The sequence below is a fragment of the Nonomuraea harbinensis genome, from assembly GCF_019396385.1.
Lineage (GTDB): Bacteria > Actinomycetota > Actinomycetes > Streptosporangiales > Streptosporangiaceae > Nonomuraea > Nonomuraea ferruginea.
In genome coordinates, this window is sequence record NZ_JAHKRN010000052.1 from 19,250 (window position 1) to 44,381 (window position 25,132).

A 25,132-nucleotide genomic window follows, 5' to 3' on the forward strand; every position below is an offset into this window, starting at 1 on the left:
CAAGGACGGTGTGGCCCGCGGGGGCGGCCGCATCGGGAGCGCATATCAGCCGAGACGTCGAAGGCCCCGCCCTGGGGGGACAGGGCGGGGCCTCCGCATGTCTGAAGGGGTCAGGAGACCAGGGCGGGGCGCGTCAGCGACAGCTCCGCCAGGCCCAGGGCCAGATGGTCCAGGCTGGCCTTGATCCACGGCAGCCGGAGCGGGTCGGAGCTCTCCAGCGCGGCCATGCGCTCCTCGTGCGTCTCCCCGTACAGGAGGCTGACCGCGACGCGGACCCGCGCGGCGGCCGGGTCGTCGCCGAACGCGTGGCCCGGCAGCACGCCGATGCCGTGCGTGTCGAGCAGGAGCCGGGTGATCTCCGCCGAGCCGCCGAGGCCCAGGTGGCCCAGGTCGGGGTAGAGGTAGAAACCGCCCTGCGGAGCCGGCACGGACGCGCCGATCGCCAGGAACCGGTCGCGGACGGCGTGCGCCACGGTGCCGTGCAGGCGCCCGCTGCGCGTGATGCGCTCGGTCAGCTCGGGCGGATCGGTGAAGGCGTAGACGGCCGCCTCCTGCACCGGCGCGGCCGGCGCGGACCAGATCTCGCTGGCCACGGCGAGCAACCGTCCGCGCAGGTCGTCGGCGCCGTCGGGGAGCCTGGCCACGCCGATCCGCCAGCCGCCCAGCGCCAGGCTCTTGCTGAGCCCGGTCGTGATCAGCGTGCGCTCGGGCGCGAGGTCGGCGGGCGAGGTGTACTCCTGGCCGGGATCGTGCAGCAGATCGCGGTAGATCTCGTCGGAGATGACGTAGAGGTCCAGCTCGCGGGCGACCTCCACCAGCCGGCTGATGGTCCGCCTCGGCGCGAGCATCCCCGTCGGGTTGTCCGGCAGCGTCACCAGCACGGAGCGTACGGTCCTGCCCCGCGCGCGGGCGCCGCGCACGGCCTCGGCCACCAGGTCGGGATCCGGCACGCCGCCCTCGCCCGGCGGCGGGGGCAGCAGGATCGGGCTGGAGCCGACCAGATCGGCCTGCGCCGCGTAGCTGACCCAGCTGGGCATCGTCAGGACGACGTCACCGCCGATCGCCAGCAGCAGCCCGTACAGCAGCGACTTGCTGCCGGGCCCGCAGACGACCTGCTCGGGGTCGGTGATGAGCCCCCGTCGAGTCCAGTAGCCCGCTGCCGCGCCGCGGAGTCCGGCCGCCCCCGCGACCGGCCCGTAGCCGTTGCGATGGGATGCGGCGGCCAGCTGCTCGCGCAGCGCCGGGTGGACGGGCAGACCGGCCTCACCGAAGGCCAGGTTCAGCACGCGTTCCCCGGCGCGTCGTCTTCGCTCGATGTCCTCGTTCGCCGCCAGGGTGGCAGACAGAGTCACAGCCATGTTTGTCACGTTCCCAGGGTGGTTGGATGAAGGCATCAGTACAAGCGAGGCTTGTTGTGGGTAGGCATAAGGAAGTCTGATGCTTGATCTGCGGCGTTTGATGTTGATCTGCGAGTTCGCCCGCCGGGGCAGCATCGCCGGGACCGCCGAATCCCTCGGCTACAGTCCCTCCGCGGTCTCCCAGCAGCTGGCGGCGCTGGAACGCGAGGCGGGCACCTCCCTCATCGACCGGACGGCCAGAAGCGCTGAACTCACCGACGCCGGACGGCGGCTCGTGGCCCACGCGGAACGCATCCTTTCCATGGTCGAAGAGGCGGAATCAGACCTGTCGGCCCACGCGGGGAGTCCCGCCGGGCGCGTCGTGGTCACCGCCTTCCCCACAGCGGCGGTGGCATTCGCCCCGGCGCTCGCCCGCTCCCTCCGCCGCCACACCGAACTCACGCTCCGCCTGCGGCAGAGCCGGTCCGGACGGGGAATGCGCGAGGTGCAATCGGGTGAGGTGGACATCGCCCTGGTCGACGACTGGTACGGGCGAGCCGCCGACAGCGACAACCTGCGCGTCTTCCCGCTGCTGTCCGACCCGCTCGTGCTCGTGGTGCCGCGCAAGCACCGGCTCGCCGACCCGGAAGTGCCGCTCGACCTGCGCGAACTGCGCGACGAGCCGTGGATGGCCACCCCCGACGGCGAGCCGTCCAGGCTGGCGATGGACCGGCTGCTGATGGACGTGGGCGGCACCAAGCCGGTCCCGTGGGAGTTCGAGGGCCTCGGCACGATCCTGTCGCTGGTGGCCAAGGGCATCGGCATCGCCGCCGTGCCCGCGCTGGCGCTGGCCGCCGGGGTGCGCGGGCTGTCGGTGCGCGACTTCCCCGGCAACCCGGTGGCCCGCGAGGTGCTCGCCGTCGCCCGCGCCTCCAGCGTGAACCGGCCCTCGGTCTCGGTCACGCTGCGCGCGATCCACGTCGCGGCCCGGCTCATCGCCGCCGACCTCGCCGCCGTACGGCTCGCGGCCCGGTAGCCTCTGGGGCCATGCCGCCCTCGTACGACATCGAGCACCTGCTGCTGTCCCAGCCGAGCATCCGCACGGTCGCGGGCGTGGACGAGGTGGGCCGGGGCGCCTGGGCGGGCCCGGTCACCGTCTGCGCCGTGGTCGCGGGCGACGGGGAGCCGCCGGCCGCGCTGACCGACTCCAAGCGGCTCACCGCGGCCAGGCGCGAGGCGGTGGCGGCCGAGCTGGAGCCGTGGGCGGCGGGCGTCGGCTTCGGCGAGGCGTCCCACCTGGAGATCGACGAGCTGGGCATGACCGAGGCGCTGCGCAGGGCGGCCAGGCGGGCGCTGGAGGCGCTGCCGGTCAGGCCCGACGCGGTGATCCTCGACGGCAAGCACGACTACATCGGCCCGCCCTGGCGGGTGCGGCTGGAGGTCAGGGGCGACGCGGCCAGCGTGTCGGTGGCCGCCGCGTCGGTGCTGGCCAAGGTCCGCAGGGACGCTCACATGGCGGCGATCGGGTTCGCGGAGTACGGGTTCGCGGAGAGCGCCGGCTACCCGTCGCCGCTCCACCAGGAGGCGCTGGCCCGGCTCGGGCCGACACCGCATCACCGGCTTTCCTGGTCGTACCTCGACGACCTGCCCGCGTGGCGGCACCTGAAGCGACACCGGGATCCAGCCGTGGGGGAGGGGCAGGTCAGCCTCTTCGGCTGACATCATCGGAGAGGTGCGCATCGGCATCTTCCTCATCGCGGCCGGCTTTCCCGGCCGCGAGCCAGGGCAGGTCCTGGCCGACACCGTCGACCTGATCGTGGCCGCGGAGCGGGCCGGGTTCGACGAGGCGTGGATCGCCGAACACCACTTCATGTCCTACGGCGTCTGCCCGTCGCCCACCACGCTGGCGGCGGTGGCGACCGGCAGGACCTCGCGCATCGGCCTCGGCACCGCGGTGAGCGTGCTGTCCACGCAGCACCCGATCGCGCTGGCCGAGCAGGCGGCGATGCTCCACCACCTGTCGGGCGGCCGGTTCACGCTGGGCGTCGGCAGGGGCGGGCCGTGGGTGGACCTGGAGGTGTTCGGCACCGGGCCGGCGCGGTTCGAGCGCGGCTTCCCCGAGGCGCTGGACCTGCTCACCGCCGCGCTGTCGGGCGGGCCGGTCAAGGCCGGCGGCGAGTTCTTCGCCTTCCGCGAGGTGAACCTGGTGCCCGCGGCCCGGATGCGGCCCGTCGTGGCCTGCACGTCCGGGGCGACGGCCGCGCTGGCGGCCGACCGGGGCCTGCCGATGCTGCTCGGCATGCACGTCGGGGACGCGGAGAAGGCCGCCATGGTCAGCGACTACGCTCGGCGAGCCGAGGGCACGGGCCACGCCGGGGCGGGCCAGGGGCACGTGGCGGCGGCGGTGGCGCACGTCGCCGACAGCACGCCGGAGGCGGTCGGGGAGCTGAAGCGGGCGATGCCCGCCTGGCTGGAGCCGGGGCTCGCCGGTTACGTGCCGGTGGACGGCCGGCCGCGCCCGCCCAGGGACGTCGGCGCGTACGTGGACCTCCTCACCCGCATCCACCCGGTCGGTTCACCGGAGCTCTGCGTGGAACGGCTGACCCGCACGGCCGAGGCGACCGGCGTCGAGAGGTTCCTGCTCATGGTGGAGGGCGCGGGAGACCGGGAGCGGGTGGTGGAGAACGTCCGGCGGCTGGGCGCTGAGGTGCTGCCGCGCCTCCGGTAGGCGGGTCGCCCACCGGAGGCGCGCGGAGCTAGCAGTCGACGAGCTCCGGCTTCTGGTTGAGGATCTGCGCGCGGGGCGTGACGAACTCGCGCAGCGCCTCGCCGGCGGACGGCGCGAACACGGCCACCCGGTGGCAGTTCTGGAAGGCGAGGCGAACGCCGAAGTGACGCTCCAGGGCACCGCGCATGGCATCGCTGGCCAGGCAGCGCAGGAGCTCCCCGCGCGCCTGCTCGTCCGGCGGCGGCACCTGGTTGTCGGCGAACTCGGCTCCGGTCTTGTCTCGCTGCTCGACCAGCTCGCTGATCACCGACCAGGCGTAGGGCAGGGAGTCGCGCACGCAGGCCACGAAGGCCGCGTCGTCGACGTCGCCCGCGCGGGCCCGGTCGAGCAGATCGTTCGGAACGGTCAGCGACATGCTGTCTCCTTTCAGAAGAACATCGCCTTTTGACGCTAGGTGGGCATCTGGAAACGCTCCAGATGGCTGGAGGGGGACAGTCGTGTGGTCAGGGCCCGTAGACGAACTCGGGGTCGATCTGACCGGTGAGGTCGACGCCGGTCTTGGCGTTGGCCCACGCTCTGGCGTTGCGCAGGTGGAACTCGGCCGCCTGCCTGCCGAACCGCGCCCAGTCCTTCTCCTGCTCGTCGAGGTGCTTGAGCAGCACGGCGAGCGCGTCGGAGTTGGCCGGCTCCAGGTCGTCGAGGGCGAACGGCCGGCCCTGCTCCATCGCGCGCACGGCCGCGGAGTGTTCCATCCAGGTGAGCAGGCCGGAGCCGACGTGCTCGCGCAGGAAGTCGACGTCGGACGGGCCGTGCACCTTGTTGCCGACGACGGCCAGCGCCACGCCGTAGTCGGCGGCGTAGTCGCGGTACTGCCGGTAGACGCCCACGCCCTGGCGGGTCGGCTCGGCGACCAGGAAGGTCAGGTCGAAGCGGGTGAACAGGCCGGAGGCGAACGAGTCGGAACCGGCCGTCATGTCGACCACCACGTACTCGCCGGGGCCGTCGACCAGGTGGTTGAGCAGCAGCTCGACCGCGCCGACCTTGGAGTGGTAGCAGGCGACGCCCAGGTCGTCCTCCTCGAACGGGCCGGTGGCCATGAGCCTGATGCCCTCGGAGGTGGTGACCGCGTGCTCGTAGGCGGCGAGCTCGCGGAAGCGCAGCAGCCGGGAGCCGCGGCCGGGCGGGGTGGTCTTGACCATGGCGTCGGCCGACGGGATGCGCGGGTTGTCGCCGCGCAGCAGATCCTTGATCTCGCCGAGGTGGGCGCCCAGCGGCTCGGGCGGCCGGTCGAGGCCCAGCACCAGCGCCAGGTGCTGGTTGATGTCGGCGTCGACGGCGACCACCGGGGCTCCCCGGCTCGCCACGTATCTCGCGAACAGCGCCGACAGCGTGGTCTTGCCACTGCCGCCCTTGCCGACGAAGGCCACTCTCACGGTTTGTCCCTCCTGATCACGATTATGAAAACCGTTTCCACTGTCGCGTCCTCATCATGCCACAGGAGCCGGTGCCGGGAGTGGCGATCGAGCGTCATGTCGGGCCGGTGACATGCGGAAAGAGTGTCGATATGACCGCGATATGGCGTAATGCTCGGAAAAGCCGGTGCAGACGGTGTAACTTCCGCTGTGGTCCGGATGCCGGGGGGATCCCGGTGTGAGCGCGCCCGCACGCGCAAGAGGCCAGGTCAGGATCGCTCGATGTATGCGTCCACGAGGAGCGGGCAGCAAGCAGCCGGGCCGAATCATGCCGGGAGTTGAGCATGGGCGAGGAGACAGCGCTGAGCTGCCCCATCACCGCTGACCTTGGCCTGCTTCGTGAGCACGTGCGCGCCTTCGCCAGCGCGGAAGGGCTGTCCGGCTCGCGGCTGGACGACCTGGTGATCGCCGTCAACGAGGCGGCCGACAACGTGCTCGAACACGGCGGCGGGTCCGGCAGGCTGGACGCCTGGGCCGACGACCGGGGCATCTGGATCGACGTGGCCGACTCGGCGGGCACGCTGACGGCCGGCGACCTCTACCGGCAGGGCGCCGACCCGCCTCCGGCGGCGTCGCGGGGTTACGGTCTCTGGATCATCCGCAGGCTCTGCGACGAGGTCGTCGTCGAACGGTCCGGCGACCGTTCCCTGCTGCGCATGCACGTCGCCTACCCCGTGCCGCGCGAGGCCGCGGGCGAGACGAAGACGGCCGGCGCGGGCGCGCCGCCGGGAGCGCCCCTGGCCTGACCGTCAGCCGCAGGTCTTGTCGAGGGTCACCGGGCCCTCGGGGGACGCGGTCGGGCGGGCCGCCTGGGCGGCGGGCGCGGGCGTGCGCGGCACCGGGGAGAGCGCCTCGTTGACCTTGTGCCTGATGAACCGCCAGTCCGGGTAGGCGGTGTTGATCAGCGGGGGGACGAAGTTGAGACTCTTGATCGGGTTGTCGCGGACCTTCTGCGCCAGCTCGACCAGGGCGGGGAGCAGGTCCTGCGGGACGTCCGTGGAGATCGCCCGCTTGGTGGCCGTGGCCAGGCCGTCGAAGCTGTTGAGCAGCGTGACCGGGTCGGCCTGCCTGGCCACCGCGTTGATCAGGCACTTCTGGCGGCCCATGCGCACGTAGTCGTCGCTGTCGGTGCGGGAGCGGCCGTACCAGAGCGCCTCCTCGCCGCTCAGCCGGCGGGTGCCCGCCGGTAGCAGGCCCTCGCGGTACTTGCCGTACACGATCGGCTCCTCGACGGTGATCCGCACACCGCCCACGGCGTCGATCATCTCGGCGAAGCCCTTCATGTCGACCATGGCGTAGTAGCGGACCGGGATGCCGAGCACGCCGCCGACCGTCTCCTTCAGCAGGGCTGGGCCGCGTTGCCCGTCCGGCACGCCCGGCACCACCTCCGGATGGTTCTCGGCGTACTGGAAGACCTCGTTGAGCAGGCCGTGGGAGTCCAGGCCGTCGCCGGTGAAGCCGTAGGGGAACCTGGCGCGGGCCGGGCCCGCGGGCATCGGCACCTCCTCCAGGTTGCGCGGCAGGCCGAGCAGCGTGGTCGCGCCGGTCGCGGTGTCCACGCTGGCCACGGTCATGCTGTCGGTGCGCACCCCGGGCCGGTTCGGCGCCGAGTCGGCCCCGATGAGCAGGAAGTTCACCCGCTGCGTGCCGCTCCACGGGTCGTCGGCCACGACCGGGCCCATGTTGCCGGCGAACAGGTGGTGCACCAGGTCGCGCGACACGTACGCCATCCGCGCCGCGTACGCGGTCGGGGCCAGCACCAGCGCGCACAGGGAGACGGCCAGGCCGGCGGCCAGGGCGCGGCCCGGCATGCCCGACGCGGCGGGCCGTACCAGCATGTACGACCAGATGATCACGGCCGTCCAGGCGATCGCGACGGCGGCCAGGATGAGCGCCAGCCCGGTCATCCACCCCGGCTGGACGGCCAGCGACAGCAACTGGGTGCTGAACGCGGTGAACACCGTAAGGATCGCGGCGATCAGTACGATCTGCACCGACATGAGCACGAATGCGGTGCGATGCCGCTGCGTCGCCAGATGAGCGACGCCCCACAACAGAGCGGACCCCAGGGTCAGCCCGAGGCTGGAACCGAGTCCGAAGCCGCGCTTCCTACCTCTCATGCCTGGTCAAACCCCCTGGTGTCCGCAGATCTCTCCAACGCTAATGAGCTTTGCGGCCGATTGACCTCACCTGATGACACGAAACACCAAACATGGGGTCAAGAGATTCTTTGCGTTATAACGTCCATGTGGGTGATGGACGCGGAAAGTACGGTTTGGACGCACCCTGGGCGTTGACCGGTCTCATGCTCGGGACGGTCCTGCTGGTCGCGCTGGCGGCCGTCTCGTTCGTCACCGGGATCCTCGTCACTGGTGTGGTCTTCACCAGCGGCGCCGTCTACACGCTCGCCAGCGCCGCCAGCCACCTCTACACCACCCGGCGCGGCAGGTTCGCCGTGTGGGGCGAGGAGCTGGACCGGCTCGAAGGCGGCGAGGACGTGCTGGACCTCGGCTGCGGGCGCGGCGCCGTGCTCCTGCTCGCCGCCCGGCGGCTGTCGTCAGGCCGGGCCGCCGGCGTGGACCCGTGGCGCTCCACCAGCGAGCCGCTCACCAGGGCCAACGCCGAGGCCGAAGGCGTCTCGGAACGCGTCGACCTGGTCACCGCCGACCTGCACGAGCTGCCGTTCGGCGACGAGCGGTTCGACGTCGTCGTGTCCGCGCTCGCCCTGCACCGCGTCCCCGGCGCCGCCGGGCGCGAGCAGGCCCTGCGCGAGGCGTACCGGGTGCTGCGCCCCGGCGGGCTGCTGCTCGTCGCGGACGTCAGGCACGTGCCCGCGTACGAGGCCGTCCTGCGCGGGCTCGGCGCGCGCGACGTGCACAGCCGCGACCTGGGCCGGCGGTACTGGTACGGCGGGCCGTGGGCGAGGACCCGCATGGTGGAGGCGCTGAAGGTTTGAGCGCCGGTCGCCGGGTAACCCGAGGTGCTCATGAGCGATGTCGAGACCGGCACGATCACCACCAAGGTTCCGGCGCGCCTGGACCGGCTGCCCTGGTCCCGCTGGCACTGGATGATCGTCATCGGCCTCGGCACCGTCTGGATCCTCGACGGGCTCGAAGTCACCATCGTCGGCAACCTGTCCGCCCAGCTCGCCAAGCCCGGCAGCGGCCTGGACATCTCCCAGGAACAGGTCGCCGGCCTCGCCGCCGCGCTCTACGTCGCCGGAGCCTGCTCGGGGGCGCTGTTCTTCGGATGGCTGACCGACAGGTTCGGCAGGAAGAAACTGTTCATCATCACGCTGCTCGTCTACCTGGCGGCCACGCTGGCCACCGCGTTCTCGTTCAGCGTGTGGTGGTTCTTCCTGTTCCGCTTCCTGACCGGGTTCGGGATCGGGGGCGAGTACGCGGCCATCAACTCCGCGATCGACGAGCTCATCCCCAGCAGGCACCGCGGCCGGATCGACATCCTCATCAACGGCAGCTACTGGCTCGGCGCCGCCGGAGGCGCCCTGCTGACCGTGCCGCTGCTGAACAACCTGCCCGTCAACATCGGCTGGCGGGTCGCCTTCGGGCTGGGCGTGGTTCTCGGGCTGGCCATCCTGCTCGTGCGCAGGCACGTACCGGAGAGCCCGCGCTGGCTCTTCATCCACGGGCGCGGCGACGAGGCGGAGAAGATCGTCCAGGGGGTCGAGCGCGAGGTCGAGAAGGAGGTCGGCGCCGCCTTGCCCGAGCCCCGGCAGGCCATCACCATCCACACGCGCAAGTCGATCGGGTTCATCCGGATCGCGCACACCATGGTCGCCCTCTACCCCACGCGGACCGTCCTGGGGCTGTCGCTCTTCATCGGGCAGGCGTTCCTCTACAACGCGATCACCTTCGGGTACGCGCAGATCCTGTCGACGTTCTACGAGATCGACACGCACACCGGCTACTACTTCGCCGTCATCGCGGTCGGCAACTTCCTCGGGCCGCTGCTGCTGGGCAGGCTCTTCGACACCGTCGGCCGGGTTCCGATGATCTCGGCGACCTATGTGGGGTCGGGGGTGCTGCTGCTGGGGACCGCGTGGCTGTTCAACGAGGGGATGCTGACCGCTGTGACGCTCACGGCCTGCTGGTCGGCGGTGCTCTTCGTGGCCTCGGCGGGGGCCAGCTCGGCCTATCTGACGGTGAGCGAGATCTTCCCGATGGAGACCAGGGCGATGGCCATCGCGTTCTTCTTCGCCATCGGCACGGCGGCGGGCGGCATCGCCGGGCCGCTCATCTTCGCCAAGCTGGTGTCGAGCGGGGTGCCGGGGGACACGGCGCTGGCCTTCGCCATCGGGGCCATCCTCATGATCCTGGCGGGGATCGTGGAGATGATCTTCGGGGTGAAGGCGGAACGGCGCGGCCTCGAAGACATCGCCGCCCCGCTCTCCACCGCCTCCCCGTCCTGATCAGTTCGGCAGTGCCGCCGTGAGGTCCACCTCGACGAGCTGCCCTGAGAAGCCGAGCTGGGCGACGCCGAGGAGGGTGCTGGCGGTGGTGAAGGCCGGTGCGATCACCGAGTCGTTGAGACGCCGCCAGGCGGAGCCGAGCACGGAGCTGTCACCGCTGACCACGTAGATCACGGATCGTACGACGTGCTCCGGCCGGGCGCCGGCCGCGGCGAGGGCGGCGAGGGCGTTGGCCGCGACCTGGTCGATCTGGGCGTCCAGGTCTCCGGGGCCGACGATGGCGCCGGTCTGGTCGAGCGGGCACTGGCCCGCGAGGAACGCCGTTCGGCCGGCTTCCACGATGGTGACGTGGTGGTAGCCGGGGGTCTTATGTAGTTCGTCGGGATTGATGCGCTTCATCATAGATGCTTGAGTCTGGCCGGATCCCGGCTCGTCCGCACCGCAATATCGCGCCGCCTGCCCCCGCCCGCGTGGCGCGGGTGCGGGCGGGGGCTGGGCGCGTCAGCAGAGACGGTTCCAGTCGATCGCCTTGCCGGCGGCGGCCTTGATCAAGCGGCACGCGATCGCGGCCAGCCCGCCCGTGTAGCCGCCGACGATGGTGCAGACCGCCATGCCGAACAGCTGGTAGACCGCGTACACGGCCCGGGCCTTCCAGCAGTTCAGCGCCGCGATGGCCACGTCGTCCCGCGGTACGGCGGGTGACGGGGGTATCGCCTCGATCTGCTCGGCGCTGAGCCCGGCCGCCAGCTCGTCCAGCAGGGCTTCGGCGCCGTCGCCGAACTGCGCCAGGACCTCGGTCACGGCCGGGTTCTCCCGCAGTGCCGCCTTCTTGTCTTCCTCGGTGTGGAGTGTCATGTCGTTCTCCCCGGTGTGGTGGTGTCAGGCGCCGGTCGGCGCCTCGGCACTCAGGTAAGCCGGGCGGCGGGGGTGTCCAACAGCGCGTCGGACGGACTCGGCCGGACTCGATCGCGCCGGGACGTCCGGCGGTCGGCATCGGACGCTCTCGGTAATTGCTCGTACACTTGGAGTCACTTGGTGGACATCCCTTGGTCGGGAGAGGGCAAGGTTCTGCGCGACGATGAACGAGAACCCCAAAGAGGGCCCAGATCTTCGGTCTGTCGATCAGGCGCTGGAACGGGTGGGCTCTCACGCGGAGCTGGTGAGGGTGCTGGCCGAGCAGTTCGCCAGGGCCGACGTTTCGCTGCGCGAGCTGGAGTCGCGGGCCGACCGGGCGGGCGGGGCCCGGCTTCCCCGGGCGACGTGCGCCGACATGCTGGCCGGGCGGCGTTTCCCCAAGAAGGCGGTGATGCTGGCGTTCCTCCGCGCCTGCCGGGTGCCCGAGCAGCAGATCCCGGCGTGGGAACGGGCGTGGGAGCGGGTGCGGATCACCCGGATGGCCATCGGGGAGGACCGCGAACCTCCCGGCGGCGCGCCGCTCGCGGATCAGGGGACCGCCGAGGCGGTGACGGTTCGCGGGTCCGGAGGAAGCCGGCAGCGGGCCGTCCTGCTCGCCGCGCTCGTGGCGGTCGTGGTCTCGGGCGCCGTCATCGCCCTGTCGGTCAGGTCCCGCCACGGCGTGCCCGAAGACCTGCCCGTCCGCACCATGGACCCCGGCCACCTCGTCACCGACGACGGCCGCGCGTTCCCCCGCGGCGGGTGGAGCCGGTTCACCGTGACCGTCGACCCCGACCACACCGCCGTACGGCTGATCCGCCGCCTGGACGTGGGCGTCGCCCTGCAGCACGCCACCATCACGGTGAACGGCCGGCCGGCGGCGGAATGGCGGCCACTGCTCAGCGAGAGCACCTACAAGTGGCGGGACCAGGTCGTCGAGCTGCCACCGGAGCTGACCACCGGGCGGAGCTCGCTCACCATCGTCAACACCTCGGTGTCCTCATCGGGCTTCAACGAGTTCTACTACACCGTTGAGCAGCAGGTGGACGGCGTCTGGTCGATCAGTGACGAGGTCGACATCGGCCGCGAGCACCCGGCCGGCGAAGCTGAGCACGCCTACCGCAACGTCGGCGAGGACTGGGCCGACACCCAGACCTTCGCCTACCCGCCCCGCAAGGAGGACTGGCGCGTTCGGTGAGCTGTTGATGAGAGTCTTCCCCGGCGCCCTGGCGACGACATCGATTCCGTCGACCAAGACGACATCCGTGTCGCACTTGAATCGCTCCGGGTCGGCAAGAGCCCTCGCCTGCATTGGCGTGACGAGCCCGTCAAGCGGCAGTTCGCCATAGCCCAGCGGCTCACAGAGATGCCCATCCACGGAATCGTCACGATCTACATCCACGATCGCGCAGTTCGCACCGAACGCGCGCGCCGCCGATGTCTCGAACGGCTTCTCGGCGAAGTCAGCCTGGCGGGGTGCTCCGAGGTTGTCATCGAAGCTCGTTCCGCCGAACAGGATCACCTCGATCGGGGCCTCCTACGGGTATGCGTCGCGCGCGAACCCTTCCCCACGACTTGGTGGTCAGACGGCAGCCAGCCGTCAGCGAGCCGCTTCTGTGGGCGGCAGCCCCCATCGTGCCTTACGGAGGGTGATTGGGCAAGACGCGCGAGTCACGTGAGCCGTTCGGGGTACGCGTCCCATCCAACTGGACCATCGTGACCAACTCCGACGTGTGAGCGTTCTGCCGGAGGTCACGTGGTCGGCCTGCCGATGGGTTGGTGAGCGTTCTGCCGGTGACTGTGAAAGCGCACTGCCGCCGTCTTCCCGGACGACAGCGCGAGGGCTTGCCCTCGCGCGAAGAGGGCCGGAGGCCCGGGAAGCACGCCGAGCTTGCGAGGGGCGCGGAGCGCCTGGTTGGGCGAGCCCTTTGGTACGGGCGGAGCTCCGTTGGAGCCGCCGCTAGGTGATGGTTCGGCGGAAGACGACGGTGGCTGTGAAGCGGTCGTGGTGGTCCGGGTCCGGTTGGACCTTGGCGCTGACGACGTGGACCTCCGCGTCGCTGCCGAAGAACCGTTCCGCCAGGGGATAGGCGGCCGCTTCGATGGCCGCCGGGGTCCGTTCGGTGACCGTCACCGAAAGTTCGAAGGGAAAGGGGTCTGTCTTGTGCATGTCACCTGCCCTGGGTGCTGGCGCCCGCGCGCGTTCTCCAGCTACCCACGCGATCGAGCCTGACACGGTGTCAGGAATTAGACCAGGATGGAGGCTATGACGGGCATGGTGGATCGGCTGGACGCCGTACTGAACGCCGGGGAGGCGCCCGGTCTGCACGGGATCGTGGTGGTCCAGCGCGGCGAGCGGGTGCTGGAGCGGTACGGCGCGGGGCAGGACTTCCGGCTGGGCGACCCGCTGGGGCACGTCACGTTCGACGCCGGCACGCCGCACGACGTGCGGTCCATCACCAAGAGCGTGGTGGCGCTGCTGTACGGGATCGCGCTGGAGAGCGGCCTGGTGCCGGATCCGGGCGAGCGGCTCCTCGACCAGTTCCCCGCGTATAGGGACCTGGCGGACGCGGCTCTCACCGTCGAGCACGCGCTCACCATGACCCTCGGCCTCGAATGGGACGAGAGCGTGCCGTACACCAGCGCCGCCAACAGCGAGATCGCGATGGAGGAGGCCCCCGACCGCTACCGCTACGTCCTGGAGCGCCCGATCGTCGAGGAGCCGGGCACGCGGTGGTCGTACTGCGGCGGGGCGACGGCGCTGCTGGGCGGGATCATCGCCCGGGGCGCGGGCAGGCCGCTGGACGAGTACGCGAGGCAGGTGTTGTTCGAGCCGCTGGGCATCGGCGCGTTCGAGTGGACGAAAGGGGCGGACGGGGTGCCGCTGGCGGCGGCGGGGCTGCGCCTGACGCCCCGTGACCTGGCGGCGATCGGCGTGATGGTGCTGCGCGGGGGCGACGGCGTGGTGCCGGAGGGCTGGCTACGGGAGGCGCTCCGGCCGCGGGTGCCGATCGACGGGGACCGCCACTACGGCTATCACTGGTACGTGGAGACGGGCGCGACGCCGGCCGTGAGCGCCTCAGGAAACGGGGGCCAGCGGCTGCTCGTGATCCCGTCGCGGGACCTGGTGGTGGCGGTCACGGCCGGCGACTACGACGTCTTCGACCGGCCCGGCACCGCGGCCGTGCTGGACGCCGTACTCAGAGACTGAGGCCGGCGAGGGCCTCGTGGAAGGCGGCGATGGCCGCCTGGATCGCCGGATGCTCTCCGTACCCCCGCCTGAAGGCCGCGAGCGTGCGGCGGTGCAGGGGGAGCGGGGTGAGCCGCACCCCGGACGGCGGGGAGAGGGCCGCGAGGCGGGGCACCAGCGCCACGCCCTGCCCGGCCGCCGCGAACGACAGCACGGTGTCGAAGTCGTCGATGTGGTGGCGCACGTCCGGCTCGAACCCGGCCGCCTGGCAGGCCCTGATCGTCATCGTGTGGCACAGGGTGCCGGGCGTGCCGGCGATCCACGGGTCGCCGGCGGCCGCGGCGATGGCGGGCCGGTCGGTGAGGTACATGGGCTCGGCGAAGAGCGGCTCGGTCTCCAGGGCGTCGTCGGTGACCGGCGGCACGAAGTCGTACTCGTGCACGAGCGCGACGTCGAGCTCCCCGGCGCGCAGGGCGGCGGAGACGTCGGCGGGGTCGATCTCGGAGATCATCGGCACCAGCCCCGGGTGGGCGGCGGCGAGCGTGGCGAGCGCGGGCGGCAGCAGGACGCGGGCCGCGGTGGGGAACGCGCCGACGCGCAGCGGGCCGGACGGTCCGCCCCGGACGGCGGCCAGGGCGGCGGAGGCGCGTTCGAGCTGTTCGAGCACGGCCTGGGCGTGCTCGACGAGCAGGCGGCCCGCCGGGGTGAGCGTCACGGTGCGGCCGGTGCGTTGGAGCAGCGGCACGCCCGCCTCCCGCTCCAGCGCGCTGAGTTGCTGGGAGACCGCCGACGGGGTGAAAGCGGCGGCCTCGGCGACGGCCGCGATGGTGCCGCGCCGGGACAGTTCGCGCAGGAGGTGGAGCTTGCGAGGGTCGAGCATCAGCTCATCTTACGATGCAGCTTAGGAAACGTCGCTGGACCTTACGTGTCCTTCCGGGCCAGGCTGGAGACATGTTCACAGGCATCCATGTACCGCTGATCACTCCGTACGGACCGGACGGCGAGGTGGCGTTCGACGCGCTCGGCAAGCTGGCCGACCACGTGCTCGGCCAGGGCGCCTCGGGGCTGGTCGCGCTGGGCACGACGGGAGAGGTCGCGGCCCTGACGCCGGACGAGCGGAGCCGGGTGATCGAGACCAGCGCGGCCGCCTGCCGGGAGCGCGGCGTGCCGCTGACCGTCGGGGTCGCCGGCAACGACACCCGCTCGGTCGGGCAGGCGCTGAAGGAGCTGCCCGGCGGGGTGGACGCGGCGCTCGTCACCGTGCCGTACTTCCTGCGGCCGTCGGAGCGCGGGGTGATCGCGCACTTCGAGGCGCTGGCCGAGGAGACGCCGGTGCCGCTGGTCATCTACCACATCCCCTACCGGACCGGGCAGGCCGTGAGCGCGGCGACCCTGCGGCGGCTCGGCGCCCATCCGCGCGTGGCCGCCGTCAAGTACGCGGCGGGGGGCGTCGACCAGGACGCGGTGGACCTGCTCGGGGACCTGCCGGACGGGTTCGACGTGTTGGGCGGGGACGACGCGTTCATCTCGCCGCTGCTCGCCCTCGGCGCGTCCGGCGGCATCCTGGCCTCCGCGCACCTGGCCACGGACGCGTTCGCGGAGCTGGTCACGGCCTGGCATGCGGGCGACGTGACCAGGGCCAGGGCGCTGGGGCACCGGCTGGCCCGGCTGTCGGCCGCGCTGTTCGCCGAGCCGAACCCGACGGTGATCAAGGGCGTGCTGCACGCCCGCGGTCTCATCCCCACCCCCGACGTGCGGCTGCCGCTGCTTCCCGCGAGCGCGGAGTCGGTGTCACAGGCTGACCTGGTGACGGTACATCCAGGCGAGTGACTCCTGGTTCGCCTGGCGCTTGAGGATGATCGGCAGCAGCGCGTCCCTGAAGATGCGGCCGACCGGCCCGGCGGCCTTGCTGTTGCTGATCCTCCTGGCGTAGGCGACCACCCGCTCGGCGCGCTCGCGCCGCTCGCTCTCGTACCGGCCGAACGCCTCCCGGTGGCCGGCGGAGTCGCGCAGGCAGCGGGCGAGCACCACGGCGTCCTCGATGGCCTGCGACGCGCCCTGCCCCGAACTGGGGGAGGTGGCGTGCGCGGCGTCGCCGATGAGCACCACCCTGCCGCGGTGCCACACGGGCACCGGCGGCAGGTCGTGGATGGGGAGCACCTGGCCCAGATCGGCGCGCCGGACCAGGCCGGCGGCGATGCCGGCGTCGTCCGCGAACGCCTCCTCCAGCACCGGCCGCCAGTCCGCCGGCTCGTCGCCGAGGGCGCGAGGCAGGTTCGCGAACCACCACGTCTCGCCGTCGCCGGTCACCGTGTAGCCGAAGAACGCGCGCCTGCCGAACATCATGTGGTAGACGCCGGGTTCGCCGGTGATGTTCGGGTCCTTGATGATGCCGCCGCAGTTGTACAGGCCGGTGTAGCGCGGTTCGGGCGCCTCGGGGTCGAGCAGCCGCCGGGTGCGCGAGTGCACGCCGTCGGCCGCGATCAGCAGGTCGCCGGTCGCGCTCGTGCCGTCCTCGTACCGGGCCACCACCTGGGAGCCGGTGTCGTCGAAGGAGACCATGCGCCTGCCGTAGGCGATCGGGACGCCCCGTGCGGCGGCGGCGTCCCGCAGGATCCGGTACAGGTCCGAGCGCAGGATCGTGTGGCTCACCGTGCCGTCGTCCAGCGCCATCCCGTTGGGCACCCGGCCCAGGCGCTTGCCCGTGCCGCTCCACATGACCATGTCGGGGGTGGGGATGCCGGCGCGCGCCACCTCGTGGTGCAGCCCGAGCACGCGCAGCGCGGCCATCCCGTTGGAGGCGACGTTGAGGAACGCGCCCACGCCCTCGGCGCCGGCGTCGTACGCCTCGTGGATGTCGGCGTCGATGCCCACCTCGCGCAGCGCCATGGCGATGGCGGGGCCGCCGATCCCGCACCCTGTGATGAGAGCCTTCATCGTGATAACCTTTCGTTCGTCCGAACGAAATATATGCCGAGGCGGGGTCGTATGGCCACAGATGTTTCGGATCGCCGAAAGAAATTGCTCGACGCCCTGACCACGGCCGGGCGGGAGAACAGCAACGCCGCCGTCATGTACCACACGGCCATGGGCGAGCGGCTGGGCCTCGGCATGAGCGAAGAGAAGACCATCGACCTGCTGCAACGCCTCGGCCCGCTGACGGCGGGGGAGATCTGCCGGCACACCGGCCTGGCCCCCGCCACCGTCAGCAACCTGATCGACCGCCTGGAGGCCAAAGGGCTGGCGCGGCGGGCCCGCCACCCCATGGACCGGCGCCGCGTCATCGTGGAGGTCGACTGGGAGCGGCTGGCCGGCTTCGACGAGCTGTTCGCGCCGCTGGTGACCGGCCTGGCCGGCCTGTACGAGCGCTACACCGACGAGCAGCTGGAGCTCATCCTCGACTTCCTCGGCCGGGCCACGGCCATCCAGCGCGACGCCACCGCCGCCCTGACCCGGCAGGAAACCTGACCCGTCAGCGGTTCCTGATCGCCGAGCCCACGTCGCGGACCTGGTCGGCCAGCAGGCCCAGCGCGCCGACCGCCCGGCCCATCGGGTCGTCGGCGTCGCCGCCCAGCGCCTTGTCCCGCAGGTAGGCGGCCTTGATCTCAGCCCAGCGGGCCGCCTGCTCAGGGCTGAGGCGGCCGCGCAGCTCCGCCAGCTTGAGCAGGTTCGCCTCCGCGTCCGCGGTGAGCGTCTGCGCCTCGCCCAGGTAGTGGTCGTCGACGAGCGCCTCCAGCTCGTCGTCGTTCATCGCCGGGACGATCCGCTCGGCCAGCTTGTTCATGTTCCGGTACGAGCCCTGCAGCCGGTACGGCGGCTCGGTGCGCGAGGAGTCGGCCTGGGCGGCGGAGGCGATGTAGGCCCGGTTGTTGGCCAGCACCACCTCCTGCACCCGCACCAGCTTGCGCAGCACGCTGAGCAACTGGTCCAGCTCGGGCTTGGTGTACGGGTGCTTCAACTGGTCGGGCCGTACCGAGGCGTCGCCCCTGGCCAGCCGCACCAGCAGCTCCACGTCCGACCGGTCGCGGGCCGACAGCGGCGCGAGCACCGGGTTGGACGTGAGCGCGTTGTCGACGTAGCTGAGCGCGAACAGGTCGTCCCGGCCCGACAGCACGTCACCCAGGTTCCACACGTCGGCCCGGTTGGCGAGCATGTCCGGGATCCGGAAACGCTGCCCCGACTCGGTGTACGGGTTGCCGGCCATGCACACGGCGAACCGCTTGCCGCGCAGGTCGTAGGTGCGGGTGCGGCCGTTCCAGACGCCCTCGATGCGCCGCTGCGCGTCACAGAGCGAGATGAACTTCTGCAGCAGCTCGGGCGAGGTGTGCTGGATGTCGTCCAGGTACAGCAGCGTGTTGTTGCCCGCCTCCAGCGCGAACGAGATCTTCTCCACCTCCTGCCTGGCGGTCGCGTTGGGCGCCTCGGCCGGGTCCAGCGAGGTCACGTCGTGCCCCAGCGCGGGCCCGTTCACCTTGACGAACAGCAGCCCGAGCCGGCTGGCCACGTACTCCATCAGCGTCGTCTTGCCGTAGCCGGGCGGCGAGATGAGCAGCAGCAGGCCCATCTGGTCGGTGCGCTTGCCCTCGCCCGTCGAGCCGAGCTGCTTGGCCAGGTTGTCGCCGATCAGCGGCAGGTACACCTCGTCGAGCAGCCGGTTGCGCACGAACGCGCTCATCACCTTGGGCTTGTACTCCTCCAGCCGCAGCCGCTCCCGCTCGGCGGCCACCAGCTCGGTGCGCCGCTTCTGGTACGCGCGAAAGCCCGGCACCCGCTCGGCCGCGAACCGCCGGGTCCTGGCCAGCAGCTCGTCCAGCCGGATCTCCAGCTTCCTGCCGGCGATCCGCGGGTGCGAGCCGAGCAGGCCCTCCACGGTGGCGGTGACGGTGGCGCCGGAGTCGTGCCTGGGCAGGTCGCACAGCTGCACGGCGACGGCTTCGGCCAGCTCGGGCCCCTGCGCGTACGCGCCGAGCCAGGCACGGGCGAGCTGCACCTGCTCCGGCAGGGCGACCGCCTTGAGGTCGGACTCGAACTCGCGTGTCCTGGCCGGCCCGAGCGTGTGGTGGAACCCCTCCAGCAGGTCGCGGGCCGCCTTGCCGGTGACAAACCCGGCAGGCTTGCCGGCCAGCTCCTCCACCAGATACTCACCGGCGAGCGCGGCGTCGGTGTCGGGCAGACCGGCCGTCGCCAGGAAGGCGGCGATCAGCGCGCCCAGCTCGGCGGAGAGCGTGGCGAGCGCGGGCCCGGGGCCGAACACCTCGCGGGCCCGCACCAGCGACACGGCCCTGGTGGCCAATGTTTTACGTGAAACCTCGTCCACGCCGTGCGCCCAGAAGAGCTGGGCCGCGGCCCGCGCCTCGGGCGGGTACCGCAGCAGGCCCGCGCCGTCGCGCAGCCGGATCAGCGCGTCGAGGATCGCGGCGGCGTCGTGGTCGTGCACGCCCCGCTCGTAGCCCTCGTCGTAGCGGGCCGCGGCGGCCTCCCGGACCAGGCGGTCCAGGTCGTCGCCCGGCGTGACCCGGTCGAGCAGCGAGGCCGCCAGATACTCGGCCCGGTAGACCTCGGGCGTCTCCGACACCAGCAGCTGTTCCCAGAAGGGCCGGGTGTCGGCGAACGAGGCCGGCGCCGGCGACCGGAAGTCGGTGCCGGTGATGGCCAGCTGCATCTCCTGGTCATGAGGCACCAGCGTGAGGTCGACGGGCTGGGTGTTCACCGCGAACCGGTGACGGCCCAGCCTGATCGTCTCGCCGCCGTCCGCGAACAGGTCGAGCCGGTCGCGCAGCGCCCGCCCGGCCTCCTGCTGCGCCGCCTTGACCCGCCCGTCCAGCTCCTCGGCCCGTACGGAGTCGCCGAGCTCGCGCAGCTCGGCCGCCACCGAGCGGAGCTTGGTCACCATCTGGTCGGTGGCGAAGTACGTGTTGATCTCGTCGGGGGAGCCGAGCGTGGCGATCCTGCGGGTGACGCTGGCCAGGATGCGGTCGGCGGAGGCGAACAGCCGGTCCGCGCGCCGGGCGAGCGCGTCGAGCTGGGCCTGCTTGCGCGACGAGAACGCCTCGTACACGTCGTCGCGCTTGCCGCCGAGCTGCTCGGCGAAGTCGTCGATCTCGCCGAAACGCGACTCCAGGTTCTCGATCTGCAGCATGAGCCGGCCGAGCTGCTCGTCGCACCTGTCGGGGGTGTCGGCCATCGCCAGCGCGCCGGTGATGGCCTGGCCGAGCAGCGCGAACTCGGCGGCGAACGCGGCCCTGCCCTCACTGCTCAGCAGCTCGCGGCGGCGGCCGTCGAGCACCGCCCGCGCCCGGTTGACCCCGCCGAGCACCTCGGCGATGCGGCCCAGGATGGCGGTGCGCACGGTGGCGTCGGCGATGTCCAGGGAGCCGACCACCTCGGTCACCACTTCCAGGCCCTCGGACTGCTCGGCGAGCCGGCCGGCGACGGGCTCGGCCTCGGCGGCGGTCGCGATCGCCGCCGCGTCGGCGGCCAGCGCCTCGACGGCCGCGTGGTAGCCGGTGAACGCGTCCTCCCCTTCCAGGAAGGCCACGGCCCGCCTGCCCGCCTCGTCCAGCTCGCCGGCCAGGGTCGCGGCCAGCTCGTCCAGCCGGCCGGTGTCGATGTAGCGCACCTCGCGGAGCGTCACCAGGTGGCCCTGGGCCCGGCGGAGCGTGGCCAGCAGGCTCACCCACCCGTCGGCGGTGCCGGGCGCGTCCGCCCCGGCCCGCCTGACCAGTTGGGTGACCTCCTCGTCGGCCTCGGCGAGCGTGGCGGCGGCCTGGGCGGTGAGCTGCTCGACGTGCTCGTACTCGTCAAGCACCTGCTCGGCGGTGGCGCGCACGTCGGCGAGCGGCTCGCTCAGGCCGTGCTCGGCCAGCCAGTGGTAGCTGTCGAAGGAGCGCGTGCAGGCGGCGATCAGTGCCTCGAACGTGGCGGCCGACGGCGCCATCTCCTCCACCATGCGGGTGACCGACAGGCAGTCGGAGATGCCCCGGACCAGCTCGGCGTTGCCGATCCGCTCCAGCGGGCCGGTGCCGGCGGGCTGCGCGGCCGCGAAGGTGTCGGAGACGTACGGCGTCTGCCACACCTGCATCGGGTGCACCCGCGTCGGCTCCTCGGAGGTGGCGCGGAAGACCACCATCGTGCCGTCGTCGAACAGCGAGTACCCGTGGCAGACGATGGGGTTGGCCACCTCCTTCCTGATCACGTTGTACGGCAGCAGCAGCGAGCGGCCGTCGTCCCTGGCGTGGAAGACGTAGAGCGCGTCCTCGCCGTTGGGCGCGCGCACGACCCGCTCGAACTCCAGGTCCGCCACGTCGGTGTCGAACGTCTTGCTGGCGCCGGTGGTCAGGTAGTAGCCGCCGGGGAAGATCAGGCCCTGGTCCTCAGGCAGCCGCTGGCAGGCCTGGCCGATGCCGTCGAGCCTGGTCACGGCCTTGGTGCGGGTGTTGAAGACCAGGTGCCGCCAGGCGTCCTCCTTGTACGGCCTGATCCGCATGAGGATGAGCGGGCCGACGCGGGCGTGCTCGACGTCGGCGTCCGCCAGGCTCTGCAGCGGCTCGGCGACGGGCTCGGCGTAGATGCCCTCGCCGGTCTCCGTGTTGTTCTCGATCTTGATGGTGAGGTCGCCGCCGAGCGTCTCGACGAACACCTCGCCCTGGATGTCGATGTGCGGGTGCCGGCCGAGCACGTGGTCGTCGCGGGTGGCCGGGGTCCACTCGAAGTCGTGGGACGGGGGGAAGACGTGGTCGCGCTCCCCCCTGTTATCCAGATATTTCGTGACTCCGGTGGGGCTGACTGCCCAGCGCAGCACCCGGATGTCGGCCGGCCCTGTCCTGAACACCGCCAGCAGCTTGCCCTCGACCCGCCGGAGCTGCTTCAGCCGGGTCTCCTTGTAATAGCGGTAGAGCTCGGCGAAGTCCTTCCTGAACGCCGGGTCGTCCAGCGCCTCCAGCTTGCCCTGCTCGAACCGGAACCCGTCGCCCTCCCGGGCGAAGCGGTGCACCGCGAACACGTCCGACACCGACGTCTCCGGCTTGAGCCCGATGAAGACGTTGTAGCCGAACAGCATCACCTCACCCAGGGACACGATGTCCCTGGGGACGCAGTTGTTCTCGGTGCGGATCCGCTCGGTGCCCAGCAGCCGCAGCTCCGCCCCGCCGAACACCTCCAGCCGCGCCGCGTTGACCGCCTCGGCGGCCGCGGCCAGCGCCCTGGCCTGGGCGCCGAGCCGGTTCCGCAGCACCTCGTAGGTGCCCGCCTCCAGGTCGACCTGCTCCGTCACGCGTCAGACCTTCGCCGCTGCCAGCGCGGCCACCGGCTGGTCGGCCACGCCCAGCCGCCGGGCCGTGTCCAGCAGCTCGCCGAGCGGCCCCGACTCCGGCCCGCCCTGCTGGATGAGCCGCAGGAGCAGCGCAGAGACGGTCAGGTTCTTCAGGTCCTCGGTGCTCACCCCGCCGACGACGCCCCTGAGGTCCTCGATCAGGCTGGCGCTCCCGTTCAGGTACGGAGCCGCGAGCGAACCCGCCACCTCGGAGTGCTCCATGAAGCCGTCGACCGTCTTGGCGGCGGTGATCGAACCCACCACCTTGTCGAAGAACATCGTCTCGCCGCCGACGATGTCGATGTTGGCCTTGGCCAGGCCCGCGGCCAGCACGCTCGCCTGCGACTCGGCCACCTGGCGGGTGACGTCGATCTGCTTGAGCCGCACTTCCGTGTCGGCCTCCAGGCGCAGGCGGTACTCCTCGTGCGCCCGGCTGGCCTCGTCCAGCGCGGCCATCGCGGCGGCCTTCTCGGTGAGACCCTCGGCCTCGGCCTTGAGCTTCTCGCCCACGGCCGCGGCGTTGGCCAGCGCCATCGCCTGCTCGCCCGCCGCCTGCGCCTTGAGCCGCTCGCCCTCGACCAGCGCCATCGCCCTGGCGCCCTCGGCCTCGGCCTGCAGCCGCTCGTTCAGCACCAGCGCCTCGGCCCTGCCGACCTTCTCGATCGCCTCGGCGTCGCGCTCCTTGACCTGGACCTCGGCCAGGCCGGACGCGGCCGCCTCGGCCTGCAGACCCTCGGCGAGCCGCATCTTGGCCCGGGCGTCCAGCTCGGCGGCCTGCTGCCTGGCCTCGGCCAGCACCAGCTCCTCGCGGGCCCTGAACTTCGACGCGGCCTCGGCGGCCTCGGCCGCCTTGATGTCCTTGACCAGGTTCTCCTGCGCCTCGGCCTCGGCGGCGATGATGACAGACTGGCGGGTCCGCTCGGCCTCCTCGACCACGCGCAGCCGCTTGATCGACTCCTCCTGCTCGGCCACCGTCTTGTCGACGGCGATGCGCTCGCGGATGACCTCGGCGATCGACCGCTTCTCGGTCTCGACCTCCTTGTCCTTCGCGATGCGCGACAGCTCGGTCTCCCGCTCGCGGGCGATGACCTCCAGCAGGCGGTCCTTCTCGATGCGCTCGGACTCGATGGCGATGACGCGCTCGCGGTTCTTCTCCGCGACGGCCACCTCGCGGTTGCGGTTCTCCTGCTGCACGCCGAGCTGCTCGTCGGTCTTGATGGCGGCGCTCTGGGCGCGCAGCCGCTCCTCCGCCTGCACCCGGTAGGTCTCCGCCTCCTCGCGGGCCTTCATCGTCTCGATCTCGCGCTTCTGCTTGATCTCGGCGTCGGCCTGGCGGCGCTCCAGTTCGAGGATGGCCTCGCGGGCCTCCACGTTCTGGCGGGTGATCTCCTTCTCCTCGGTGCGCTGGAACTCGTTGGTGCGCACGTGCTCGATCGCCGTCAGCTCGGTGATCTTGCGGATGCCCTGCGCGTCGAGGATGTTGCTCTTGTCGAGCTGGTGCAGCGCGGTCTGCTCCAGGTAGTCGATGGCCGCGTCCTCAAGGCTGTAACCGTTGAGGTCGGTGCCGATGAGCCGGACGATCTCGTCACGGAACTCGTCGCGCTTGGTGTAGAGGTCCACGAAGTCCAGGTGCTTGCCGGCGGTCTTGAGCGCCTCGGAGAACTTCGCGTTGAACAGCTCCTGCAGCGTCTTCTCGTCGCTGGCCCGCTCGGTGCCGATGGCCTGGGCGACCTTGATGACGTCCTCGGCGGTCTTGTTCACCCGTACGAAGAATGTGATCTTGATGTCGGCCCGGATGTTGTCGCGGCAGATCAGCCCTTCGCGGCCGGTGCGTTCGATCTCGATGGTCTTCACCGAGATGTCCATCGTCTCCGCCCGGTGCACGACAGGGAGCACCACCGCGCCGGTGAAGGTCACGTCGACTTTGTTGACCTTCGAGATGATCAGCGCCTTGCCCTGCTCGACCTTGCGGAAAAGGCGGCTGATGAGAATCAGCAGGCCGATGAGGATCACAAGGACGACGGCGATGAACACGCCGACGCCGGTGGAGATCACATCCATTCACTGCTCACTTTCGTAAGGCATGACCCAGAAGAACTCGCCGTCTGCGTCGTACTCGAAGATCAGGGCTGTCTGGCCGCGGGTGAGCCGGTCCTGGCCGGTCGTCCTGACCTGGACGACGGCGGAGGACCCGTCCGCGGCGGTGACCTCGGCCTGGCCGAAGTCGGGGGTCGCCCGCCCGGTGCGGATCACGCACCGCCGGCCGACGAAATCCCCACGTGAGGGCTGTGGTCCGTCCGGCACCAGCTTCCGCAGGGGGGCGATCAGCACGCGGGTGGCGAGCCAGGCTCCGCCGAGGGCGAGCACCGGCACGGCCCACAGCAGCGGGCCCGCGGCGAACTGGCTGCCGATCAGCGTGAGCAGCCACGCCAGGGCGACGAGCAGGGAGATCGTGATGCCGGCCGGCACCCCGCCGAACCCGAGCCAGGGGGCGTCGCCCTCAAGGTCGGAAATCCCGGTGATCACGACGATCCAGTACCCGACGACCACGATCAGAAGGAAGCTGAAAACGGCCGTCGGGAAGCTCAGCGCAACCCGCAAGAAGTCAGTCAATACCCGATGCCCCGTCCCCCGGTGCTCGTCATGTCGGACTATATACAGATAAAGAACGAGTAAAGCGAAAAGTTCCCGAATGGTTAGGCATATGTTGCGCGCGGTTAGCCCGCTTGACCTCAACCTCGGTTGAGGAAGCAGGCTGGCCGCATGAACGA

22 protein-coding genes are annotated in these 25,132 nt (G+C 71.4%); 10 read left to right on the forward strand and 12 right to left on the reverse strand.

What is annotated here, in order from left to right:
- Nucleotides 1-110: 110 nt before the first annotated feature.
- Complete coding sequence (locus tag KME79_RS36330; RefSeq protein ID WP_219549866.1) at nt 111-1,358, reverse strand: pyridoxal phosphate-dependent aminotransferase; 1,248 nt, start codon at nt 1,356-1,358, stop codon at nt 111-113.
- A 79-nt stretch (nt 1,359-1,437) separates the two neighbouring features.
- Here KME79_RS36330 and KME79_RS36335 point away from each other — a divergent pair, with 79 nt between their 5' ends.
- From KME79_RS36335 to KME79_RS36345, 3 genes are read left to right on the forward strand one after another with little or no spacing between them, the layout of a single operon-like run.
- Nucleotides 1,438-2,373, forward strand: a complete 936-nt coding sequence (locus KME79_RS36335) for a LysR family transcriptional regulator (RefSeq protein WP_219549868.1) — start codon at nt 1,438-1,440, stop codon at nt 2,371-2,373.
- A gap of 11 nt (nt 2,374-2,384) precedes the next feature.
- Nucleotides 2,385-3,056, forward strand: a complete 672-nt coding sequence (gene rnhB, locus KME79_RS36340; protein ID WP_219549870.1) for a ribonuclease HII — start codon at nt 2,385-2,387, stop codon at nt 3,054-3,056.
- 13 nt (nt 3,057-3,069) lie between these two features.
- Nucleotides 3,070-4,065 carry an LLM class flavin-dependent oxidoreductase gene (locus tag KME79_RS36345; RefSeq protein WP_219549872.1) on the forward strand — a complete coding sequence of 332 codons (996 nt, stop codon included), beginning with the start codon at nt 3,070-3,072 and terminating at the stop codon, nt 4,063-4,065.
- A gap of 28 nt (nt 4,066-4,093) precedes the next feature.
- Here KME79_RS36345 and KME79_RS36350 read toward each other — a convergent pair whose 3' ends face one another.
- Together KME79_RS36350 and KME79_RS36355 are read right to left on the reverse strand one after the other, a co-directional pair.
- Nucleotides 4,094-4,480, reverse strand: coding sequence for an SCO5389 family protein (locus KME79_RS36350; protein WP_148036017.1), 387 nt, complete (start codon nt 4,478-4,480; stop codon nt 4,094-4,096).
- An 88-nt stretch (nt 4,481-4,568) separates the two neighbouring features.
- Nucleotides 4,569-5,498, reverse strand: a complete 930-nt coding sequence (locus KME79_RS36355; protein ID WP_219549874.1) for an ATP-binding protein — start codon at nt 5,496-5,498, stop codon at nt 4,569-4,571.
- 323 nt (nt 5,499-5,821) lie between these two features.
- Here KME79_RS36355 and KME79_RS36360 point away from each other — a divergent pair, with 323 nt between their 5' ends.
- Nucleotides 5,822-6,283, forward strand: a complete 462-nt coding sequence (locus tag KME79_RS36360) for an ATP-binding protein (protein ID WP_219549876.1) — start codon at nt 5,822-5,824, stop codon at nt 6,281-6,283.
- 3 nt (nt 6,284-6,286) lie between these two features.
- On the opposite strand, the gene KME79_RS36365 is transcribed toward KME79_RS36360, so the two are convergent.
- A complete protein-coding gene (locus tag KME79_RS36365) occupies nt 6,287-7,537 on the reverse strand; it encodes an LCP family protein (protein ID WP_246641011.1) in 1,251 nt (416 codons plus the stop codon).
- A 305-nt stretch (nt 7,538-7,842) separates the two neighbouring features.
- Here KME79_RS36365 and KME79_RS36370 point away from each other — a divergent pair, with 305 nt between their 5' ends.
- Both KME79_RS36370 and KME79_RS36375 read left to right on the forward strand, forming a co-directional pair.
- Nucleotides 7,843-8,493 carry a class I SAM-dependent methyltransferase gene (locus tag KME79_RS36370; protein ID WP_246641012.1) on the forward strand — a complete coding sequence of 217 codons (651 nt, stop codon included), beginning with the start codon at nt 7,843-7,845 and terminating at the stop codon, nt 8,491-8,493.
- A 30-nt stretch (nt 8,494-8,523) separates the two neighbouring features.
- Nucleotides 8,524-9,966, forward strand: coding sequence for an MFS transporter (locus KME79_RS36375; protein ID WP_219549880.1), 1,443 nt, complete (start codon nt 8,524-8,526; stop codon nt 9,964-9,966).
- On the opposite strand, the gene KME79_RS36380 is transcribed toward KME79_RS36375, so the two are convergent.
- Nucleotides 9,967-10,368, reverse strand: coding sequence for a RidA family protein (locus tag KME79_RS36380; RefSeq protein WP_219549882.1), 402 nt, complete (start codon nt 10,366-10,368; stop codon nt 9,967-9,969).
- Between the two features lie 99 nt (nt 10,369-10,467).
- Nucleotides 10,468-10,821, reverse strand: a complete 354-nt coding sequence (locus KME79_RS36385; RefSeq protein ID WP_148036025.1) for a hypothetical protein — start codon at nt 10,819-10,821, stop codon at nt 10,468-10,470.
- Between the two features lie 283 nt (nt 10,822-11,104).
- Here KME79_RS36385 and KME79_RS36390 point away from each other — a divergent pair, with 283 nt between their 5' ends.
- Entirely contained in the window at nt 11,105-12,058 is a 954-nt protein-coding gene (locus KME79_RS36390) for a hypothetical protein (RefSeq protein ID WP_219549884.1), read from the forward strand.
- Between the two features lie 762 nt (nt 12,059-12,820).
- Here the strand turns inward: KME79_RS36390 and KME79_RS36395 are convergent.
- The gene (locus KME79_RS36395) at nt 12,821-13,030 is read right to left on the reverse strand and encodes a hypothetical protein (RefSeq protein ID WP_219549886.1); all 210 of its coding nucleotides are present in this window, start codon (nt 13,028-13,030) and stop codon (nt 12,821-12,823) included.
- Nucleotides 13,031-13,126: 96 nt separating this feature from the next.
- Here KME79_RS36395 and KME79_RS36400 point away from each other — a divergent pair, with 96 nt between their 5' ends.
- Nucleotides 13,127-14,071, forward strand: a complete 945-nt coding sequence (locus tag KME79_RS36400) for a serine hydrolase domain-containing protein (protein ID WP_246641013.1) — start codon at nt 13,127-13,129, stop codon at nt 14,069-14,071.
- Here the strand turns inward: KME79_RS36400 and KME79_RS36405 are convergent.
- A complete protein-coding gene (locus KME79_RS36405) occupies nt 14,061-14,930 on the reverse strand; it encodes a LysR family transcriptional regulator (RefSeq protein WP_148036029.1) in 870 nt (289 codons plus the stop codon). The two genes, KME79_RS36400 and KME79_RS36405, sit on opposite strands and share 11 nt — an antisense overlap.
- A 71-nt stretch (nt 14,931-15,001) precedes the next feature.
- Between KME79_RS36405 and dapA the strand changes: the two genes are divergently transcribed.
- The gene (gene dapA, locus KME79_RS36410) at nt 15,002-15,880 is read left to right on the forward strand and encodes a 4-hydroxy-tetrahydrodipicolinate synthase (RefSeq protein WP_219549888.1); all 879 of its coding nucleotides are present in this window, start codon (nt 15,002-15,004) and stop codon (nt 15,878-15,880) included.
- Here dapA and KME79_RS36415 read toward each other — a convergent pair.
- Nucleotides 15,842-16,987 carry an FAD-dependent monooxygenase gene (locus KME79_RS36415; protein WP_219549890.1) on the reverse strand — a complete coding sequence of 382 codons (1,146 nt, stop codon included), beginning with the start codon at nt 16,985-16,987 and terminating at the stop codon, nt 15,842-15,844. The genes dapA and KME79_RS36415 overlap by 39 nt on opposite strands.
- An 84-nt stretch (nt 16,988-17,071) precedes the next feature.
- On the opposite strand from KME79_RS36415, the gene KME79_RS36420 reads away from it, so the two are divergent.
- Nucleotides 17,072-17,518 (forward strand): MarR family winged helix-turn-helix transcriptional regulator, encoded by a 447-nt coding sequence (locus KME79_RS36420; protein WP_246641014.1) that lies wholly within the window; start codon nt 17,072-17,074, stop codon nt 17,516-17,518.
- A 4-nt stretch (nt 17,519-17,522) separates the two neighbouring features.
- On the opposite strand, the gene KME79_RS36425 is transcribed toward KME79_RS36420, so the two are convergent.
- From KME79_RS36425 to KME79_RS36435, 3 genes are read right to left on the reverse strand one after another with little or no spacing between them, the layout of a single operon-like run.
- The gene (locus KME79_RS36425) at nt 17,523-22,322 is read right to left on the reverse strand and encodes a DNA repair ATPase (RefSeq protein WP_219549894.1); all 4,800 of its coding nucleotides are present in this window, start codon (nt 22,320-22,322) and stop codon (nt 17,523-17,525) included.
- Between the two features lie 3 nt (nt 22,323-22,325).
- The gene (locus tag KME79_RS36430) at nt 22,326-24,422 is read right to left on the reverse strand and encodes a flotillin family protein (protein ID WP_219549896.1); all 2,097 of its coding nucleotides are present in this window, start codon (nt 24,420-24,422) and stop codon (nt 22,326-22,328) included.
- Nucleotides 24,423-24,962, reverse strand: a complete 540-nt coding sequence (locus tag KME79_RS36435; RefSeq protein ID WP_246641015.1) for a YqiJ family protein — start codon at nt 24,960-24,962, stop codon at nt 24,423-24,425.
- Between the last annotated feature and the right edge of the window lie 170 nt (nt 24,963-25,132).